Source organism: Halolamina sp. C58, from assembly GCF_051195095.1.
In the GTDB taxonomy this organism is placed as follows: domain Archaea; phylum Halobacteriota; class Halobacteria; order Halobacteriales; family Haloferacaceae; genus Halolamina.
Genome location: NZ_JBNTJY010000002.1, coordinates 388,854 through 402,136, shown reverse-complemented (window position 1 = coordinate 402,136; position 13,283 = coordinate 388,854). Strand labels below are relative to the sequence as shown.

At 69.3% G+C, this 13,283-nt stretch carries 18 protein-coding genes; 9 read left to right on the top strand and 9 right to left on the bottom strand.

Annotated features, from left to right (window positions below; genetic code table 11):
- Window positions 1-13: 13 nt before the first annotated feature.
- A complete protein-coding gene (locus tag ACQUSM_RS12580) occupies window positions 14-799 on the bottom strand; it encodes a hypothetical protein (RefSeq protein WP_435119063.1) in 786 nt (261 codons plus the stop codon).
- A 133-nt stretch (window positions 800-932) separates the two neighbouring features.
- Here ACQUSM_RS12580 and ACQUSM_RS12575 point away from each other — a divergent pair, with 133 nt between their 5' ends.
- Genes ACQUSM_RS12575 through ACQUSM_RS12560 form a run of 4 tightly spaced genes read left to right on the top strand, consistent with a single transcriptional unit; the run spans window position 933 to window position 3,045 of the window.
- The gene (locus tag ACQUSM_RS12575) at window positions 933-1,724 is read left to right on the top strand and encodes a CopG family transcriptional regulator (protein ID WP_435119061.1); all 792 of its coding nucleotides are present in this window, start codon (window positions 933-935) and stop codon (window positions 1,722-1,724) included.
- On the top strand, window positions 1,717-2,229 hold the full coding sequence (locus ACQUSM_RS12570; protein ID WP_435119059.1) for a hypothetical protein: 513 nt from the start codon (window positions 1,717-1,719) through the stop codon (window positions 2,227-2,229). The genes ACQUSM_RS12575 and ACQUSM_RS12570 overlap by 8 nt, the downstream gene beginning before the upstream one ends.
- A gap of 34 nt (window positions 2,230-2,263) precedes the next feature.
- Window positions 2,264-2,581 carry a transcription factor S gene (locus tag ACQUSM_RS12565; protein ID WP_435119057.1) on the top strand — a complete coding sequence of 106 codons (318 nt, stop codon included), beginning with the start codon at window positions 2,264-2,266 and terminating at the stop codon, window positions 2,579-2,581.
- A 41-nt stretch (window positions 2,582-2,622) separates the two neighbouring features.
- On the top strand, window positions 2,623-3,045 hold the full coding sequence (locus ACQUSM_RS12560) for a hypothetical protein (RefSeq protein WP_435119055.1): 423 nt from the start codon (window positions 2,623-2,625) through the stop codon (window positions 3,043-3,045).
- On the opposite strand, the gene ACQUSM_RS12555 is transcribed toward ACQUSM_RS12560, so the two are convergent.
- Window positions 3,027-3,665, bottom strand: coding sequence for an alpha/beta hydrolase (locus ACQUSM_RS12555; protein ID WP_435119053.1), 639 nt, complete (start codon window positions 3,663-3,665; stop codon window positions 3,027-3,029). The genes ACQUSM_RS12560 and ACQUSM_RS12555 overlap by 19 nt on opposite strands.
- A 92-nt stretch (window positions 3,666-3,757) precedes the next feature.
- Here ACQUSM_RS12555 and ACQUSM_RS12550 point away from each other — a divergent pair, with 92 nt between their 5' ends.
- Both ACQUSM_RS12550 and ACQUSM_RS12545 read left to right on the top strand, forming a co-directional pair.
- Window positions 3,758-4,564, top strand: coding sequence for a PspA/IM30 family protein (locus ACQUSM_RS12550; RefSeq protein WP_435119051.1), 807 nt, complete (start codon window positions 3,758-3,760; stop codon window positions 4,562-4,564).
- A gap of 106 nt (window positions 4,565-4,670) precedes the next feature.
- Window positions 4,671-5,669 carry a hypothetical protein gene (locus ACQUSM_RS12545; RefSeq protein WP_435119714.1) on the top strand — a complete coding sequence of 333 codons (999 nt, stop codon included), beginning with the start codon at window positions 4,671-4,673 and terminating at the stop codon, window positions 5,667-5,669.
- A gap of 30 nt (window positions 5,670-5,699) precedes the next feature.
- Here ACQUSM_RS12545 and ACQUSM_RS12540 read toward each other — a convergent pair whose 3' ends face one another.
- The 7 genes from ACQUSM_RS12540 to ACQUSM_RS12510 all read right to left on the bottom strand — a co-directional run bounded on the left by ACQUSM_RS12540 (window position 5,700) and on the right by ACQUSM_RS12510 (window position 10,506).
- Window positions 5,700-6,740, bottom strand: coding sequence for a dipeptide epimerase (locus ACQUSM_RS12540; RefSeq protein ID WP_435119049.1), 1,041 nt, complete (start codon window positions 6,738-6,740; stop codon window positions 5,700-5,702).
- Window positions 6,737-7,771, bottom strand: coding sequence for a DUF1611 domain-containing protein (locus ACQUSM_RS12535; RefSeq protein WP_435119047.1), 1,035 nt, complete (start codon window positions 7,769-7,771; stop codon window positions 6,737-6,739). Before ACQUSM_RS12535 ends, ACQUSM_RS12540 begins: the two co-directional genes overlap by 4 nt.
- A gap of 117 nt (window positions 7,772-7,888) precedes the next feature.
- Window positions 7,889-8,197, bottom strand: a complete 309-nt coding sequence (locus tag ACQUSM_RS12530; protein WP_435119045.1) for a hypothetical protein — start codon at window positions 8,195-8,197, stop codon at window positions 7,889-7,891.
- Between the two features lie 72 nt (window positions 8,198-8,269).
- Window positions 8,270-9,172, bottom strand: a complete 903-nt coding sequence (locus ACQUSM_RS12525) for a Vms1/Ankzf1 family peptidyl-tRNA hydrolase (RefSeq protein WP_435119043.1) — start codon at window positions 9,170-9,172, stop codon at window positions 8,270-8,272.
- 40 nt (window positions 9,173-9,212) lie between these two features.
- Window positions 9,213-9,350, bottom strand: a complete 138-nt coding sequence (locus ACQUSM_RS12520) for a hypothetical protein (RefSeq protein WP_435119041.1) — start codon at window positions 9,348-9,350, stop codon at window positions 9,213-9,215.
- Window positions 9,351-9,469: 119 nt separating this feature from the next.
- Window positions 9,470-9,811 carry a DUF5802 family protein gene (locus ACQUSM_RS12515; RefSeq protein ID WP_435119712.1) on the bottom strand — a complete coding sequence of 114 codons (342 nt, stop codon included), beginning with the start codon at window positions 9,809-9,811 and terminating at the stop codon, window positions 9,470-9,472.
- 125 nt (window positions 9,812-9,936) lie between these two features.
- On the bottom strand, window positions 9,937-10,506 hold the full coding sequence (locus ACQUSM_RS12510) for a peptidylprolyl isomerase (protein WP_435119039.1): 570 nt from the start codon (window positions 10,504-10,506) through the stop codon (window positions 9,937-9,939).
- 92 nt (window positions 10,507-10,598) lie between these two features.
- On the opposite strand from ACQUSM_RS12510, the gene ACQUSM_RS12505 reads away from it, so the two are divergent.
- From ACQUSM_RS12505 to ACQUSM_RS12495, 3 genes are all read left to right on the top strand, one after another.
- Window positions 10,599-10,793: a XapX domain-containing protein gene (locus ACQUSM_RS12505; RefSeq protein ID WP_435119038.1), complete on the top strand. Its 195-nt coding sequence runs from the start codon at window positions 10,599-10,601 to the stop codon at window positions 10,791-10,793.
- 56 nt (window positions 10,794-10,849) lie between these two features.
- Window positions 10,850-12,154, top strand: a complete 1,305-nt coding sequence (locus ACQUSM_RS12500) for a 5'-deoxyadenosine deaminase (RefSeq protein WP_435119036.1) — start codon at window positions 10,850-10,852, stop codon at window positions 12,152-12,154.
- Between the two features lie 66 nt (window positions 12,155-12,220).
- Window positions 12,221-13,204, top strand: a complete 984-nt coding sequence (locus ACQUSM_RS12495; RefSeq protein ID WP_435119034.1) for a hypothetical protein — start codon at window positions 12,221-12,223, stop codon at window positions 13,202-13,204.
- The last annotated feature ends 79 nt before the right edge of the window (window positions 13,205-13,283 follow it).

The window sequence follows — 13,283 nt, the reverse complement described above, 5'->3', positions numbered from 1 at the left end:
CCCGGGGCGTCGATCAGGCGTAGTCGAAGCCGGAGTCGTCGTCGTCCAGTCGCTCCACGTCGTCGTTCTCCGTCTCGGTCGTCGTCGACGCCGGCTCGTTCTTGAGCTGGTGGTAGGCGTCGATCAGCACGGCCATCGAGAAGATGCTCACGAACCCGGAGACGACGTAGGTCGACACCGTGCCGGCGACCGGGCTGAACACCGTCAGGATCCCCGTCGGGATGCTCGCGAGCAGGCTGATCACGAAGATCACGACCCCGAGGCCGAACAGCGGGAAGCGGTTCCCCTTCGCGAGCGACCAACTGGAGGAGAGCGCCTCGAACGGCCCCTCGCCCTCGACGGCGACGTACACCTGCGTGAAGATCAGGCTGACCAGCAGGAATAGCCCCGGGATGAACAGCGCGACGAAGCCGATCGCGATCGCGATCCCCTGCACGATCAGCGCGATCACGAGGAACACCCACGTCTTCAGCATGTCGTCCGTGACGCCGCCGGGGATCGAGCCCAGGTCGGCGGCGTCGTGGTCCAGCGCCCGCAGGGCGACGATCGTGAACGCGACGTTGAGGACGCCGCCGAGCGTCGCCAGCGCGGCGCCGCCGGCCACCCCGATCGGGAGCGAGAGCGTCGTGGTCGCCATCCCCGAGGTGCCGGCCGGCGTCGCGATCGACGCCACGGCCGAGTTCGTGCCGAGCACGGTGAGCAACTGGAGCACGACGTAGATCACGCCCAGCTGGATCCCGCCAGTCGTCGTCAGCTTCTCCGCGCCGGTCGAGAGGGCATCACCGATGTTCAGGGACATGTCGGACTCTCGCGAGAGTTAATTAAAAATATTTTTGATAGTGAATCGCTACCACCGACCGGCGTCGCTGCCGGAGTGAGGGGGTGGGCCGGAGCACGGAATTACTTATGTAGTGGGACACTACCCCTCTACGATGGCAGAGGAGCACCCCCAGTCACTCCCGACCGAACTCGACGCGTGGCTCGAGGATCGAGCCGCCGAGACCGGCCGGGACCGTGGGGAGCTGCTCGCTCGCGCGGTCGCGACCTACCGGCTCCTCTCGGAGGCCGAGGACCCGGCCGACACGGAGCCGCTGGATCAGCAGATCGAGGCGCTGACCGATCGAGTGGCGGCGATCGAGGCGGACGTCGACGACCGAGTCGAGGACGTGCGCGACCGGGTCATACAGGTCGCGAAGGCGAAAGCCGACGAGGAGCACGACCACCCCGAACTCGAGGAGCGGATCGAGGCGGTCGAGGACGCCGGTGCGGACGACGTCGAGGCGCTCCGGCGCGCGCTCGCCGAACTCGACCGGCAGGTCGAGGGCGGGTTCGACAACTACGAGGCGGTGCTCTCCTCGCTGGTCGACCGCGCCGACGACGCCGAGGGGAAGCTCGACACGCTCGCGAACGCGGTGGTGAGCCTGCGCCGGCGGGTCACCGAACTCGAAGCCGCCGACGCCCGCCGGCACGCCGTCGAGGAGCTGCAGGCCGAGGCCAACCGACGGAACGTGAGCGCGGGCGACTGCGGCGCGTGTGGCAGGCAGGTCCACGTCGGGCTGCTGTCGGCGCCGCGGTGTCCCCACTGCGGGGAGGCGTTCGTCGAGGTGGAGCCCGGGAGCCGCTTCTTCGGCTCCCCGACGCTCGTGACCGGCGACCAGCCGGCGCTGACCGGCGAGTCGTTCGACCCCGAGACGGCCGAGGAGGTGTTCGAGGACGATGAGTGAGGACGGCGGGTTCGGCGATCCCGAGGACGACTCGGAGGAAGATCTCCCCCTCTCCGGCCTCCGGGAGCGTGTCGAGGCGGAGCCCGAAGACGAGCCGCAGGGCGACCCATTCGAAACGGTCGCCGAGGCAGAGTCGGCCGACGCCGCGGCCTCGGAGGAGCTGTTCGAGGAGGTCGACGTCGGCGACCTCGACGGCGAGGAGGTCTGGGACGCCGTCGTCGAGGGCGACGCCGAGACGGAGGAGCTGCTGGGTGAGGAGCCCCAAGTGGAGAGCGAGTCGGAGCCCGCGGTCGAGCCTACCGGGGCGCCCGACGAGCACGTGATCGACAAGCGGGAGTACTGCCAGCGCTGTGAGTTCTTTGCCGCGCCGCCGAACGCCACCTGTACCAACGAGGGAACCACGATCGTCGAGCTCGTCGACAACGACCACTTCCGGGTCCGGGGCTGCCCGAAAGTCGCCGCCGACGACGAGGCGCTGTCGGGATTCGCCAGCGACGGGGAGTGAACAGCCTTTCCTGCGACGATCCCCTTCGCCGGGTATGCAGTTCTGCGACGACTGCGGCTCGATGATGGTCGCGGAGGGCGACCTGATGGTCTGTCAGGAGTGTGATGCCACCCAGCCCCGCGACGAGGACGCCGAGTTCGTCTCCACCGAGGAACAGACCGAGGGCGACCTGATCGAGGCCGACGAGGACGCCGAATACGAGGGCAAACCGACCGCCTCGGACGTGACCTGCGAGGCGTGTGGCCACGGCGAGGCGTGGTACGACATCAAGCAGACCGCCTCCGCCGACGAGCCGCCGACGCGGTTCCTGCGCTGCAAAGAGTGCGACAACACCTGGCGGGAGTACAACTGACCCGCGGTACGCTTTTCAGAAACGCCGCCGACGCCCTCGGTATGGCCCTCCCCGATCGCTTCGACCCGTGGCACGTCCTCGTGGTCCCCGCCTTCCTCGTCGGCGCCGGCGCTTCACTACTCGGTAGCGGTTTCGAGGGATTCCCGCTCGTCATCGGCCTCACCGCCGTGCTCAGCGGGCTGCTCTGGGCGTTCGCGGTGTACGTCTTCGTCGGGACGTTCCGGAACTACGTCATGAGCTACAGCGAGGCCGGGGGGTCGCTGTGGGACCCGCGTTTCCTCGCCCCGTTCGCCGTCGCGGTCGTCGCCGCGGTCGCCGTGGCCGCGTGGGAGCCGATCGAGCGGGAATCTGCCGCGTTGCTGCTCGCCGACGCGCTGCAAGTCGGCTTCTGGACGTTCGTGGCCGCGATGGCCGTCGTGCTGACCGTGAGCTACGTCGTCGCGGGCTACCGCGAGGCGCAGTAGTCGAGCAGGAACCCCCCGATCGTCTCGGCGACTCTCTCGGTCCGCCCGACGAAGAAGTGATCGGCCGACAGCGCCGTCGTCTCCCAGCCCAGCTCCTCGGCCCGTTCGACGACCGGCTGCCAGTCCGCGAGATCGTCGCGCTCGCCGTAGGCCACCGTCGCGGGCGCCTCGATCCGCTCCATCGCCGGCACCGCGTGGAGGTCGTCGTTCAACCGCGAGGGCGGTGCGAGCGCGGCGACGGCGGCGAGCTCCGGGATCGTTCCGGCGTCGCCGTCGACGGTCGTCCCGCCCGCCGCGAGCAGCGTCAGGCAGGCGCCGAAGCTGAACCCCGTCAGCCCGACTCGCTCGTAGCGCTCACGGGCCCACTCGATCGCGGCGTACGTGTCGCCGAGTTCGCCGTACCCCTCGTCCCAGTCGCCGTAGTCGAACCGCAGGCAGTCGACGCCGGCCGCGGTGAGGTGGTCGCTGATCCCGACGAGCCGGCCGTCGCCGCGGTGGCCGCCCTGCTGGGGATGGGGCGGGCAGGCGACGACGCAGGTGTCAGCTTCACCGTTCCCTGTGTCGAGGTTCGCCCGCACGTCCCGCGCGCTCGGAATCACGATCGGCTCGCTGTCGCTCATGGCCCCGGCTGGGGCGCCCACCGCCAAGCGCCTTCCGCTCGGAACCGCGGCTCCGCGGGAGGTTTAAGGCGCTGACGGCCGCATACCCGGCCATGGGAATCCTCTCGCGCGCCTCGTACATCGTGCGGTCGAAGGTGAACTCGGTGCTCAACCGCGCCGAGGACCCGAACGAGACGCTCGACTACTCCTACGAGCAGATGCGCGACCAGCTGCAGGAGGTCAAACAGGGGATCGCCGACCTGACGACCCAGAAGAAACGGCTGGAGATCCAGAAGCGCCGGCTGGAGGAGAACGTCGAGAAACACAACGAACAGGCCCGCGAGGCCGTCCGGCAGGACCGCGACGATCTCGCCCGCGAGGCGCTGGAGAAGAAGAAGTCGAAGATGAACGAGATCGAGGATCTGGAGGCCCAGATCGCCGATCTCCAGGAGTCGCAGGACCGCCTCGTCGAGAAGAAAGAGGAGCTCCAGAGCCAGATCGAGGAGTTCCGCACGAAGAAGGAGACGCTGAAAGCCCGCCACGACGCCGCCGAGGCCGAGACGCGCGTCTCCGAGGCGATGACCGGCGCCGGCGACGAGATGGCCGACGTGACTCGGGCGATCGAGCGCTCCGAGGAGCGCACCGAGGAGATGGAGGCCCGCGCGGAGGCGATGGACGAACTGCAGGACACCGGCGCCTTCGAGAACGCGCTCTCCGACGAGGACCGCATCGACCGCGAGCTCGAACAGGGGCGGACCGACACCGAGGTCGAGTCCGAGCTCGCGACGCTGAAAGGCGAACTCGGCGAGGGCGAGAACGGTGCCGACGCCGAGGAGTCCGCCAGCGAGTCGACCGCCGAGAGCGAGTCCACGGACCCCGAGATCGAGAGCGAACTCGAGGAGCTCCGGGACGAGGAGTGAGCCCCAGCAGCTTTCCGCGAGCCGGCGATACCCGCCCGACGGGTGAGTTCGCGTGAGCGACGGCAACGCCGACATCGACGACTCCCGCGGGCAGACACAGGACACGATGCGGGAGCGAGCCGAGGAGAGCACCCGGAAGCTGTGGCTGCTGATGGCGGCCGACCGCCGCCTGATCGCGTTCGGGATCGTCGGCTTCCTGTTCGCCGGCGTCGTCGTCGGCGGGATCGTCCACCCGACGCCGGCCCACGACCTGATCGCCGACGGCGATCCGATGGAGACGCTCGCACAGGCGCTCGTCGGATCGACGGTCACCGGCGTCACCCTCGTCCTCACACTCTCGCAGTTGGTGCTCTCACAGGAACAGGGCGCCGTCGGCGACCAGCGCGGCCGGATGGAGGACGCCATGTCGTTCCGCTCGGACGTGGCGGACGTGCTCGAAGAGCCCGTGAGCCCGACCGAGCCCTCGGCGTTCCTCCGCGCGCTCGTGCAGGCGACCCAGCACCGCGCCGAGGAGGTGGAGTCGGCCGTCGAGGGCCTCGACGACGAGGTGGCCGACCGACTGACCGAGTTCACGAAGGGTGTCCGCGAGAACAGCGAGGGCGTCCGCCAGCGCCTCGACGGCGCCAACTTCGGGGAGTTCGACGTGATCCGTGCGGCGCTCGACTTCAACTACTCCTGGAAGCTGTACGCCGCCCGGAAGCTCCGGGCCGACTACGAGGACCGACTTACCGACCACGCGATCGACCGCCTGCAGGCGCTGTCGAGCGTGCTCGAACTGTTCGGCCCCGCCCGCGAGCATTTCAAGACGCTGTACTTCCAGTGGGAGCTGATCGACCTCTCGCGGTCGATCCTCTGGGCGTCGCTGCCGTCGCTGCTGGTGTCGACGTGGGCGCTGTTGTTCTTCGACGCCGAGGTTCTGGCCGCCACCGTCCTCGGCGTCCCGCTCTCGCTGCTGGTGACCGCGGGCGTGGTCGCGATCGCGCTGCTGCCGTTCGCGGTGCTGCTCGCGTACATCCTCCGGATCGTCACCGTCACCAAACGGACGCTCTCGATCGGGCCGTTCATCCTCCGCGAGACCGACCGCGACGCGGAGTTCGAGGACTGACCGGACAGACGCCGGCGCCCCCTTCGAGAACTACTGCGGCCGCGCGCCGGTGCCCGGGCGCCCCAGATCCGCCAGCCCCATCTCCCCCTCGGACAGATCGACCCCGTCGTAGGGGTCCGACTCGAGCAGGAGCGAGCCGTCGAGGTCGGCGTAGTCGAGCAGCGGCCCGAGGTGGACCCCGGCGGCGATGCTGGCGTTGCTCTCGATCATGCAGCCGAGCATCACCTCCAGCCCCTCGGCGCGGGCGGCGTGGACCATCCGTTTCGCTTCGAGCAGCCCGCCACACTTCATCAGCTTCAGGTTCGCGATGTCACACCGGTCGGCGATCTCGGGAATATCTTCGAGCGTGATACAGGACTCGTCGGCGGCGATGGGCAGTTCGCTGCGCTCGTACGCGAACCGCAGCCCCTCGGAATCCTCCGCGGGGACGGGCTGTTCGATGAACTCCACGTCGTGCTCGGCGAGCCACGCCGAGTTCCGCACGGTTTCCCGCGGCGTCCACGCCTCGTTGGCGTCGACGCGCAGCGTCGCGTCGGGCGCCTCCTCCCGGATCGTCTCGATGATCTCCCGATCGCGGTCGGTTCCGAGCTTCACCTTGAGCGTCGAGTAGCCCGCCTCGACGGCGTCTTCGGTCTTCTCGCGGATCTTCTCCGTCGTATCGAGCCCGATCGTGAACGAACTGGTCGGCGTCTCCTCGGGGTCGAGCCCCCACAGGCGGTAGAGCGGGAGTCCCGTCCGCTTGGCCGCGAGGTCGTGCAGCGCGATCGACACCGCACACCGCGCGGCGGGGTTGCGTTCGACCGTGTGGCGCATGCGCTCCTCGATCGTCGTCAGCGCGTGGGGGTCGCCAACGTCCTCGACCACGTCGAGCAGGTCGGGCAGCACCGCCTCGACGGTGTCGGCCGTCTCGCCGTAGTGCGCCGAGGGTGCGGCGCCGCCGATCCCGGTCATCCCGCCCTCGTCGGTGATCCGGACGATCACGTTCTCGGCGGCTTCGGTCGTCCCCCGGGAGATGGTAAAGGCGTCCGCGAGCGGGAGCGAGACGCGCTCGAACTCGGTGTCGAGGCTCATTCCCCGACCACCTCGTCGACGATCTCCGCGGCGTCGAAGCGCACGGGATCGGTCGCGACGCCGCCGATCTCGTCGGCGAACGCCTCAACCGCCTCGCGGGCCGCCTCGTCGCCGTCCACATCTTTCGTGTTCAGCGCGCCGGCGACGACTTCGGTCTCGTGGACCGGCGCGGCGAGCGACTCGTAGAGGTCGACGTACTCCGGGATCGGCGGCAGGTCAGTGTCCTCGTAGCCGTGGACGACCTCGCGGCCGGCCTCGTGACAGAGCACCAGTTTGTCCGCCATCGAGCCGTGGAGGATGCCGCAGGTGACCGCCGAATACGCGGGGTGGACGATGCTGCCCTGTCCCTCGACGAACAGTACGTCGTGTTCGTCGCCCTTCTCCAGCAGCATCTCCTCGACGGCGCCGGCGGTGAAGTCCGAGACGACCCGATCCACGGGGTTGCCCCAGCCCGCGATCATGATCCCCGTCTGCCCCGTGGGGACGAAGCCGGCGTCGATGCCCGCCTCCCGTGCGGCCTCGACCAGCTCGCAGGTCGCGGTCATCTTCCCGACCGAGCAGTCGGTACCGACCGTGAGGACGACCTCGGCGTCGATCTCGTCCGACTTCCCCTCGGCGACGCCGATCCCCGGATGGGGCTCGCGCACGTCGTGGATATCCGCGCCGTGTTCCGCCGCGAGCGTGGCGAACTCCTCGTCCTCGTTGAGGAAGTAGTGGAGCCCGGCGACCACGTCCACGCCGGCGGAAAGCGCCGCGGTCACGTCGGGGCGCCACGACTCGTCGAAGCCGCCGCCGATGGGCGCGATCCCGATCAGCAGCGCGTCCACCTCGTCGTCGATCTCGTCGAAGGCGCCGACGATCGGCGCGTCCGGCACGGTGTCGGTGTGGTCGTGGACGCGGCTGCCGGCGGTGTCGCGGTCGATCACGGCGACGGTCTCGTCGTCACTGTAGCGCATCACGCCGAGGGCGGTCTTGGCGCGGTCGGGGAACTTCTCGTGGGCCAGGATCGCGAGTCGTCTCTGGTCGGACATGGTGGTGAGATTGGGGAGCGGGGGTATAAATCGGTGGTCCGCGGTCACACTCGCGGCGGATCGGTTCGGGGGCGGGTCGGCGCTCGCGTCGTCGGCACGACGCCGACCCCGGCGGCCTCACTCCTCGGCGGCTTTGGCCATCCGGCTCTCGCGTTTCTCTTGGCCGATCGTGAGCGCCGTCATCGCCTGCTTGGGCCCCTCGAACTCGAGCTCGTCGACGGGCACATCGCGTGGCTCGTCGTACTGCCCGAGGATGTAGACGTAGTAGTTCTGGAGCGCCCGGCGGGCGTTCTGCCGGGGGCTCTCCGTCAGCAGGTCCGTCGACAGCCCCAGTTCGACCACCTCGGGGAACGTCAGCCCCAACACCTCCGACGCGGCGGCGATCCGTTCGTAATCCTCGTCGCTGACCCGTACTGTCTCGGTCATACCGCTCACGAGAGGCGGCGCTCACTTCACTGTTACGGGGCGTAACGAACTGTTACACTAGGCGGCGAGGGTTCACAGCCCCCGCACGCGGACGCTCCAGAAGTCGCGGAACGCCGTCTTGAGCGCCTCCTCAGGGTCGCCGGTCGCGTCGACGCGCGCGGTCGCGTCCGCGAGGTCGCGCAGTTCCCCGAGCACGCTGCGCTCGCCCACGATCACGACGCGGTCGGCGTCGGTCGCGTGGTCCTCGACGGTCGCGGCGGCCTCCTCGAGATGCTCGTCGATCTGGGCGTCGCGGCGGCGCTCGAAACGGCCCTGCGAGAAGCCGCCTTTCGAGTGTTCGTTCATCACGTCGCTCTCGAACCCGGCGAACGCCACCCGGTCGCCGTCCTCGTACACGCCGAGCGCGAACCGGTCCGAGCGTACGAGCGCGAAGCAGAGCCGCCCCGTCGGGCGGACCCACTCGGGTTCGACCCGGAAGCCGTCGCCCCACTCGACGAACGGATCGGGCTCGATCGGGAGCGACAGCGCGGTTGCGACGAGGCCGGCGTCGTCGGCACAGACCAGACACGGCGCCGCCCGCGAGACGAGCGCGGCGCGGTCGCCCAGCGTCTCCCGGACCGCTTCGGGCACCGACTCGTCGTCGGCGACGAACGCGGTCAGCGCCCCCTCGCGGCCGGCCTCGACGCTGCGCAGCCGGTCGGCCACCGCGCCGACGCGGCCGCCGCTTGCGGTTTCCTCGTGTCGGAACGTCAGCTCCGGCTCGCCGTCGCCCTCGGCGCGGTCGAGGCGGTCCTCGAGTTCGGTGACGCGGTCCTCGAGCCTGTTGACCTCGCGTTCGGCGTCCTGACGGGCGCTGACGGCCTCGGCGCGGCTCTCCTTGGCCGACTCGGCCTGTGCCCGGAGGCTCTCGCACTGCTCCTCGAGCTCCTCGATGCGCTCCTTCAGGTGGCGCCGGCCCAGCAGGCGGTCGAGCATACCGAACCCGCGGGCGGGGAGGGGTTTGTAGCTTCGGGGCTCAGTTCTCCTCGTCGTCGAGATGCAGCAGCTGCATCGACTCCCGGATGTGGTAGCGTACCTCCGGGCACTCGGCGGCGTCGAGCGCCTCCTTGAGCTGTTCTTCCACCATGGTGTTGGGGCGTTGTCGGGTAGCCATGGCTGGACTACTGTGCTACCGGCTTAAAGTAATGAGCCGCTTTCGGCCCCGTAATCGGTTCGAAGGGCGACCTCGCCGGGGGCGCATGCCGCCCTCGTCGAGCCGATTCCTTCGGTGGATTACGCGGCGTCAGCCGGCTCCCACCCGCCGTACTTGAGCAGCTGCCCCGCGCGTTCGGGGCGGGCCAGCAGCACCTCGCGGCGCGCCGGCAGCCCGTCGTCGGCCAGCGGCTCGGGCACCGTCAGCGTCCCCGTCGGCACGCCCTCGGCTCCCCGTACCGGGAAGTGTGTCCCGTCGAGCTTCATCACGAGCGGGGAGTCGAGCCGCTCGATCCCCTCGCTGTCGCCGTAGAGCTGTCGGTTGACCGCCTCGTGGTCCTCGACGTTGAGGGCGGCCCGCTCCTCGCCCGGCTGGACGTACAACACGCCCAGGTAGTAGCCGCTGGAGAACTGCTCGAACATGCTGTGCGTGTGAACAACTACCACGGACGGGGATAAGCTTTGCCGGGAAGGCTTTTGTAGAGCGCAAACACGCTACTCACGGTCGCGGTGCGGAGAAAACCGGACGAAACCGCAAGAGGACTGGTCTACTGCTCGATGTCGACGGACTCCAGCGTCGCCTCGACCTGCGGCTGGTCGTTGCGGTCGGTCGGCACGTTGCCGAGCTCGCGCACCACGTCCATCCCGTCGATCACGCGGCCGAAGACGGCGTGCTTGCCGTCGAGGTGGGGCTGGGCGTCCAGCGTGATGAAGAACTGCGAGCCGTTGGTGTTCGGGCCGGAGTTGGCCATCGAGAGGATCCCGGGGCCGTCGTGGGTCAGGTCCTCGTGGAACTCGTCCTCGAACTCGTAGCCGGGGCCGCCGCGGCCCGTCTCGGTCGGGTCGCCGCCCTGGATCATGAACCCGGAGATGATGCGGTGGAACGCCACGTCGTCGTACAGCGGGTCGACGCGCTTCTCGCCGTCGTCCTCCCACGCCTCGCCCTCGGGACCGACCTCGGCGTCCTCGTAGTCCTCGGCGTGCGTCGAGAGGCTGATGAAGTTGTGGACGGTCGTCGGCGCGCGGTCCTGGAACAGTTCGACCACGATGTCGCCGTGGCTGGTGTGGATCGTCGCGACGGGGTTGTCGGGGTTCTCCATCTCGTCTTCGTAGCTCATGGGGAGAACTGGGTCGGGGCGACGGTTAACGCTGCTGACTCCCGGCGCCGATAGCCGCATTTACCTTCGCGGACCGCGTCGCTCCGGAAACCATGAACGTCGCTGCAGTCGTCGCCGCGCTCGCGGTCGGAATCGTCACCGGCGCGCTGTTCACGTTCCTCCGACTCCCCATCCCGGCGCCGCCGGCGCTCCCCGGCGTCGTCGCGATCGTCGGGATCTACGTCGGCTACTACGTGATGGCACATCTCGGCTGGGGGTTCGACCTGCTGGAGGCGCTGGGGCTCTGAGGGGCGCTGTCGGCGATAGTCAGCCTCTTAATCCTCCACTCCCTCCCACGCAGGGGATGCTACTCACCGGAACGGTCGTCGTCGACGTCGAGACGACCATCGAGGACGGCGCCGTCGTCACGGCGGGCGACCGCATCGAGGCCGTCGGCCCCGCCAGCGACCTCCGCGAGCGGTTTCCGGCCCACGAGCACCGCGAGTTCGACATCGTCGCGCCGGGGCTCGTCGGCGCACACGTTCACTCCGTCCAGTCGCTGGGCCGCGGCGTCGCCGACGACGCGGAACTGCTCGACTGGCTGTTCGACCACGTGCTGCCGATGGAAGCCGGCCTCGACGCCGAGGGGATGCGGCTCGCGGCCGACCTCGGCTATCTGGAGTGTCTGGCCTCGGGCACGACGACCGTGATCGACCACCTGTCGGTCCACCACGCGGATCAGGCGTTCGAGGCGGCCCGCGACCGCGGGATCCGCGCCCGGATGGGGAAGGTGCTGATGGATAAGGAGTCGCCCGACGGGCTCGAACAGTCCACGGAGCAGGCGCTCCGGGACAGCGAGGCGCTGATCCGGCAGTACCACGGGGCGGCGAACGGCCGGATCCAGTACGCGGTCACGCCGCGGTTCGCCGTCTCCTGTACGGAAGCGTGCCTGCGCGGCGCTCGCGAGCTCGCGGACCGCTACGACGGCGTGACGATCCACACCCACGCCAGCGAGAACGAGGACGAGATCGCCGCCGTCGAGACCGAAACCGGGATGCGGAACGTCCACTGGCTCGACGAGGTCGGACTCACTGGCGAGGACGTGGTGCTGGCCCACTGCGTCCACACCGACGAGGCCGAGCGCGAGGTGCTGGCGGACACGGGCACCAACGTCACCCACTGCCCGTCCTCGAACATGAAGCTCGCTTCGGGGATCGCGCCGGTCGAGGACTACCTGAGTCGGGGGATCACCGTCGCGCTGGGCAACGACGGCCCGCCCTGCAACAACACGCTCGACGCGTTCACCGAGATGCGACAGGCCAGCCTGCTCGCGAAGGTCGACGACAACGATCCGACCGCGATCGCCGCGGAGACCGCCTTCGAGATGGCCACCGAGAACGGCGCCGAGGCCGCCGGCTTCGAGAAGGTGGGCGCGCTCCGGGAGGGGTGGAAAGCCGACGTGGTGGGGCTCACGACCGACAACGAGCGGTCGACGCCGGTCCACGACCCCGTCTCCCATCTCGTGTTCGCGGCCCACGGCGACGACGTGCGGTTCACGATGGTCGACGGGCGGGTGCGCTACGAGGGCGGCGAGCACGTCGGGATCGACGCCGCCGCCGTCCGCGAGCGCGCACAGTCGTACGCTGAGGCGCTGTTCGCCGAGATCTGACCGTGCGCCGGTGCGGACCGTTCCGGGTCGCAAGCGGTAACTAACTGCGACGCGAGAGAAACGATCATGCTCCCCAGACGGGACGTGGGGCCGTTCGCCCGCCTGCTCCGGTGGGTGATGCTGACGGGGAACCGCCAGCACGTCACGGCCGTCGTCCTGCTCGTCGGCTACGTGCTCACGGCGCCGGTCGGGCACGCGCTCCTGCCACACGGCCACCATCTCGGCGGGCGCGACGCGACGGTGCCGCTGCTGAGCACGATGCTGTCGGGGACGTTCTTGATCTTCTCGATCGTCGTCTCGATCAACTCCCTGTTCGTCTCCGGCGAGCAGAACCCCCTCGACCAGCAGTTCGGCCGCGTCCAGAGCGTCGTCGAGTTCCGCCGACAGCTCGAGGGCGTGGTCGACGAGGCGCACGTCCCCGCGTCCCCGGGGCCGCTCGTGCGCACGCTCTCGGGGGAGATCCTCGAACGCGCCCAGCAGTTGGAAGACGAGATGGTCACCGCCGACATCGACGCCCGCGAGAACGTCTCCGCGTACGTCGAGGATCTCGCCGAGGAGACCGGTCGGATGAACGAGGGGCTCGACGGCGCCGCCTCGCCGCTGGACGTGACGGTCGCGATGATGAACTACAACCACGACCGGCAGATCAACGACCTGCGGCGGATCCGCGCCGAGCACACCGACGCGCTCTCGCCGTCGGCCGAGGAGGCGATCGACGAACTGCTCCGCCTGCTGCAGTACTTCGCGGCGGCGCGGCAGTACTTCAAGACGCTGTACACCAAATCCGAGTTCGCCAGCCTCTCGCGCTGGCTCGTGTTGACCTCCGTCCCCGCGGTCGCGGTGACCGCGACGTTCCTCCACTACCTCGCGTGGGCACCCGAGAGCCACCTGCTGGTCGCCGCGATCGAGGCGATCTCGTTCGCCCCGTTCCTGCTCGTAGCCAGCTACGTCCTCCGGGTGACGACCGTCTCCCGGCAGACCTCGGCGGCGGGACAGTTCGCGGCCACCGACGGGAGTCGCGGCGCGATCGACGGGATCGATAGTGATTGATCCCGACAAGTAGAGGCGGGATCGACGGAGGGTGATCCCGGCAAGCAGAGGCGGGATCGACGAAGATTGATTTCGGCGC

What these genes read in the sequence shown, in the direction of transcription:
- ACQUSM_RS12580 (WP_435119063.1), bottom strand. Translation starts at nt 799, where the DNA reads ATGTCCCTGAACATCGGTGATGCCCTCTCGACCGGCGCGGAGAAGCTG.
- ACQUSM_RS12575 (WP_435119061.1), top strand. Translation starts at nt 933, where the DNA reads ATGGCAGAGGAGCACCCCCAGTCACTCCCGACCGAACTCGACGCGTGG.
- ACQUSM_RS12570 (WP_435119059.1), top strand. Translation starts at nt 1,717, where the DNA reads ATGAGTGAGGACGGCGGGTTCGGCGATCCCGAGGACGACTCGGAGGAA.
- ACQUSM_RS12565 (WP_435119057.1), top strand. Translation starts at nt 2,264, where the DNA reads ATGCAGTTCTGCGACGACTGCGGCTCGATGATGGTCGCGGAGGGCGAC.
- ACQUSM_RS12560 (WP_435119055.1), top strand. Translation starts at nt 2,623, where the DNA reads ATGGCCCTCCCCGATCGCTTCGACCCGTGGCACGTCCTCGTGGTCCCC.
- ACQUSM_RS12555 (WP_435119053.1), bottom strand. Translation starts at nt 3,665, where the DNA reads ATGAGCGACAGCGAGCCGATCGTGATTCCGAGCGCGCGGGACGTGCGG.
- ACQUSM_RS12550 (WP_435119051.1), top strand. Translation starts at nt 3,758, where the DNA reads ATGGGAATCCTCTCGCGCGCCTCGTACATCGTGCGGTCGAAGGTGAAC.
- ACQUSM_RS12545 (WP_435119714.1), top strand. Translation starts at nt 4,671, where the DNA reads ATGCGGGAGCGAGCCGAGGAGAGCACCCGGAAGCTGTGGCTGCTGATG.
- ACQUSM_RS12540 (WP_435119049.1), bottom strand. Translation starts at nt 6,740, where the DNA reads ATGAGCCTCGACACCGAGTTCGAGCGCGTCTCGCTCCCGCTCGCGGAC.
- ACQUSM_RS12535 (WP_435119047.1), bottom strand. Translation starts at nt 7,771, where the DNA reads ATGTCCGACCAGAGACGACTCGCGATCCTGGCCCACGAGAAGTTCCCC.
- ACQUSM_RS12530 (WP_435119045.1), bottom strand. Translation starts at nt 8,197, where the DNA reads ATGACCGAGACAGTACGGGTCAGCGACGAGGATTACGAACGGATCGCC.
- ACQUSM_RS12525 (WP_435119043.1), bottom strand. Translation starts at nt 9,172, where the DNA reads ATGCTCGACCGCCTGCTGGGCCGGCGCCACCTGAAGGAGCGCATCGAG.
- ACQUSM_RS12520 (WP_435119041.1), bottom strand. Translation starts at nt 9,350, where the DNA reads ATGGCTACCCGACAACGCCCCAACACCATGGTGGAAGAACAGCTCAAG.
- ACQUSM_RS12515 (WP_435119712.1), bottom strand. Translation starts at nt 9,811, where the DNA reads ATGTTCGAGCAGTTCTCCAGCGGCTACTACCTGGGCGTGTTGTACGTC.
- ACQUSM_RS12510 (WP_435119039.1), bottom strand. Translation starts at nt 10,506, where the DNA reads ATGAGCTACGAAGACGAGATGGAGAACCCCGACAACCCCGTCGCGACG.
- ACQUSM_RS12505 (WP_435119038.1), top strand. Translation starts at nt 10,599, where the DNA reads ATGAACGTCGCTGCAGTCGTCGCCGCGCTCGCGGTCGGAATCGTCACC.
- ACQUSM_RS12500 (WP_435119036.1), top strand. Translation starts at nt 10,850, where the DNA reads ATGCTACTCACCGGAACGGTCGTCGTCGACGTCGAGACGACCATCGAG.
- ACQUSM_RS12495 (WP_435119034.1), top strand. Translation starts at nt 12,221, where the DNA reads ATGCTCCCCAGACGGGACGTGGGGCCGTTCGCCCGCCTGCTCCGGTGG.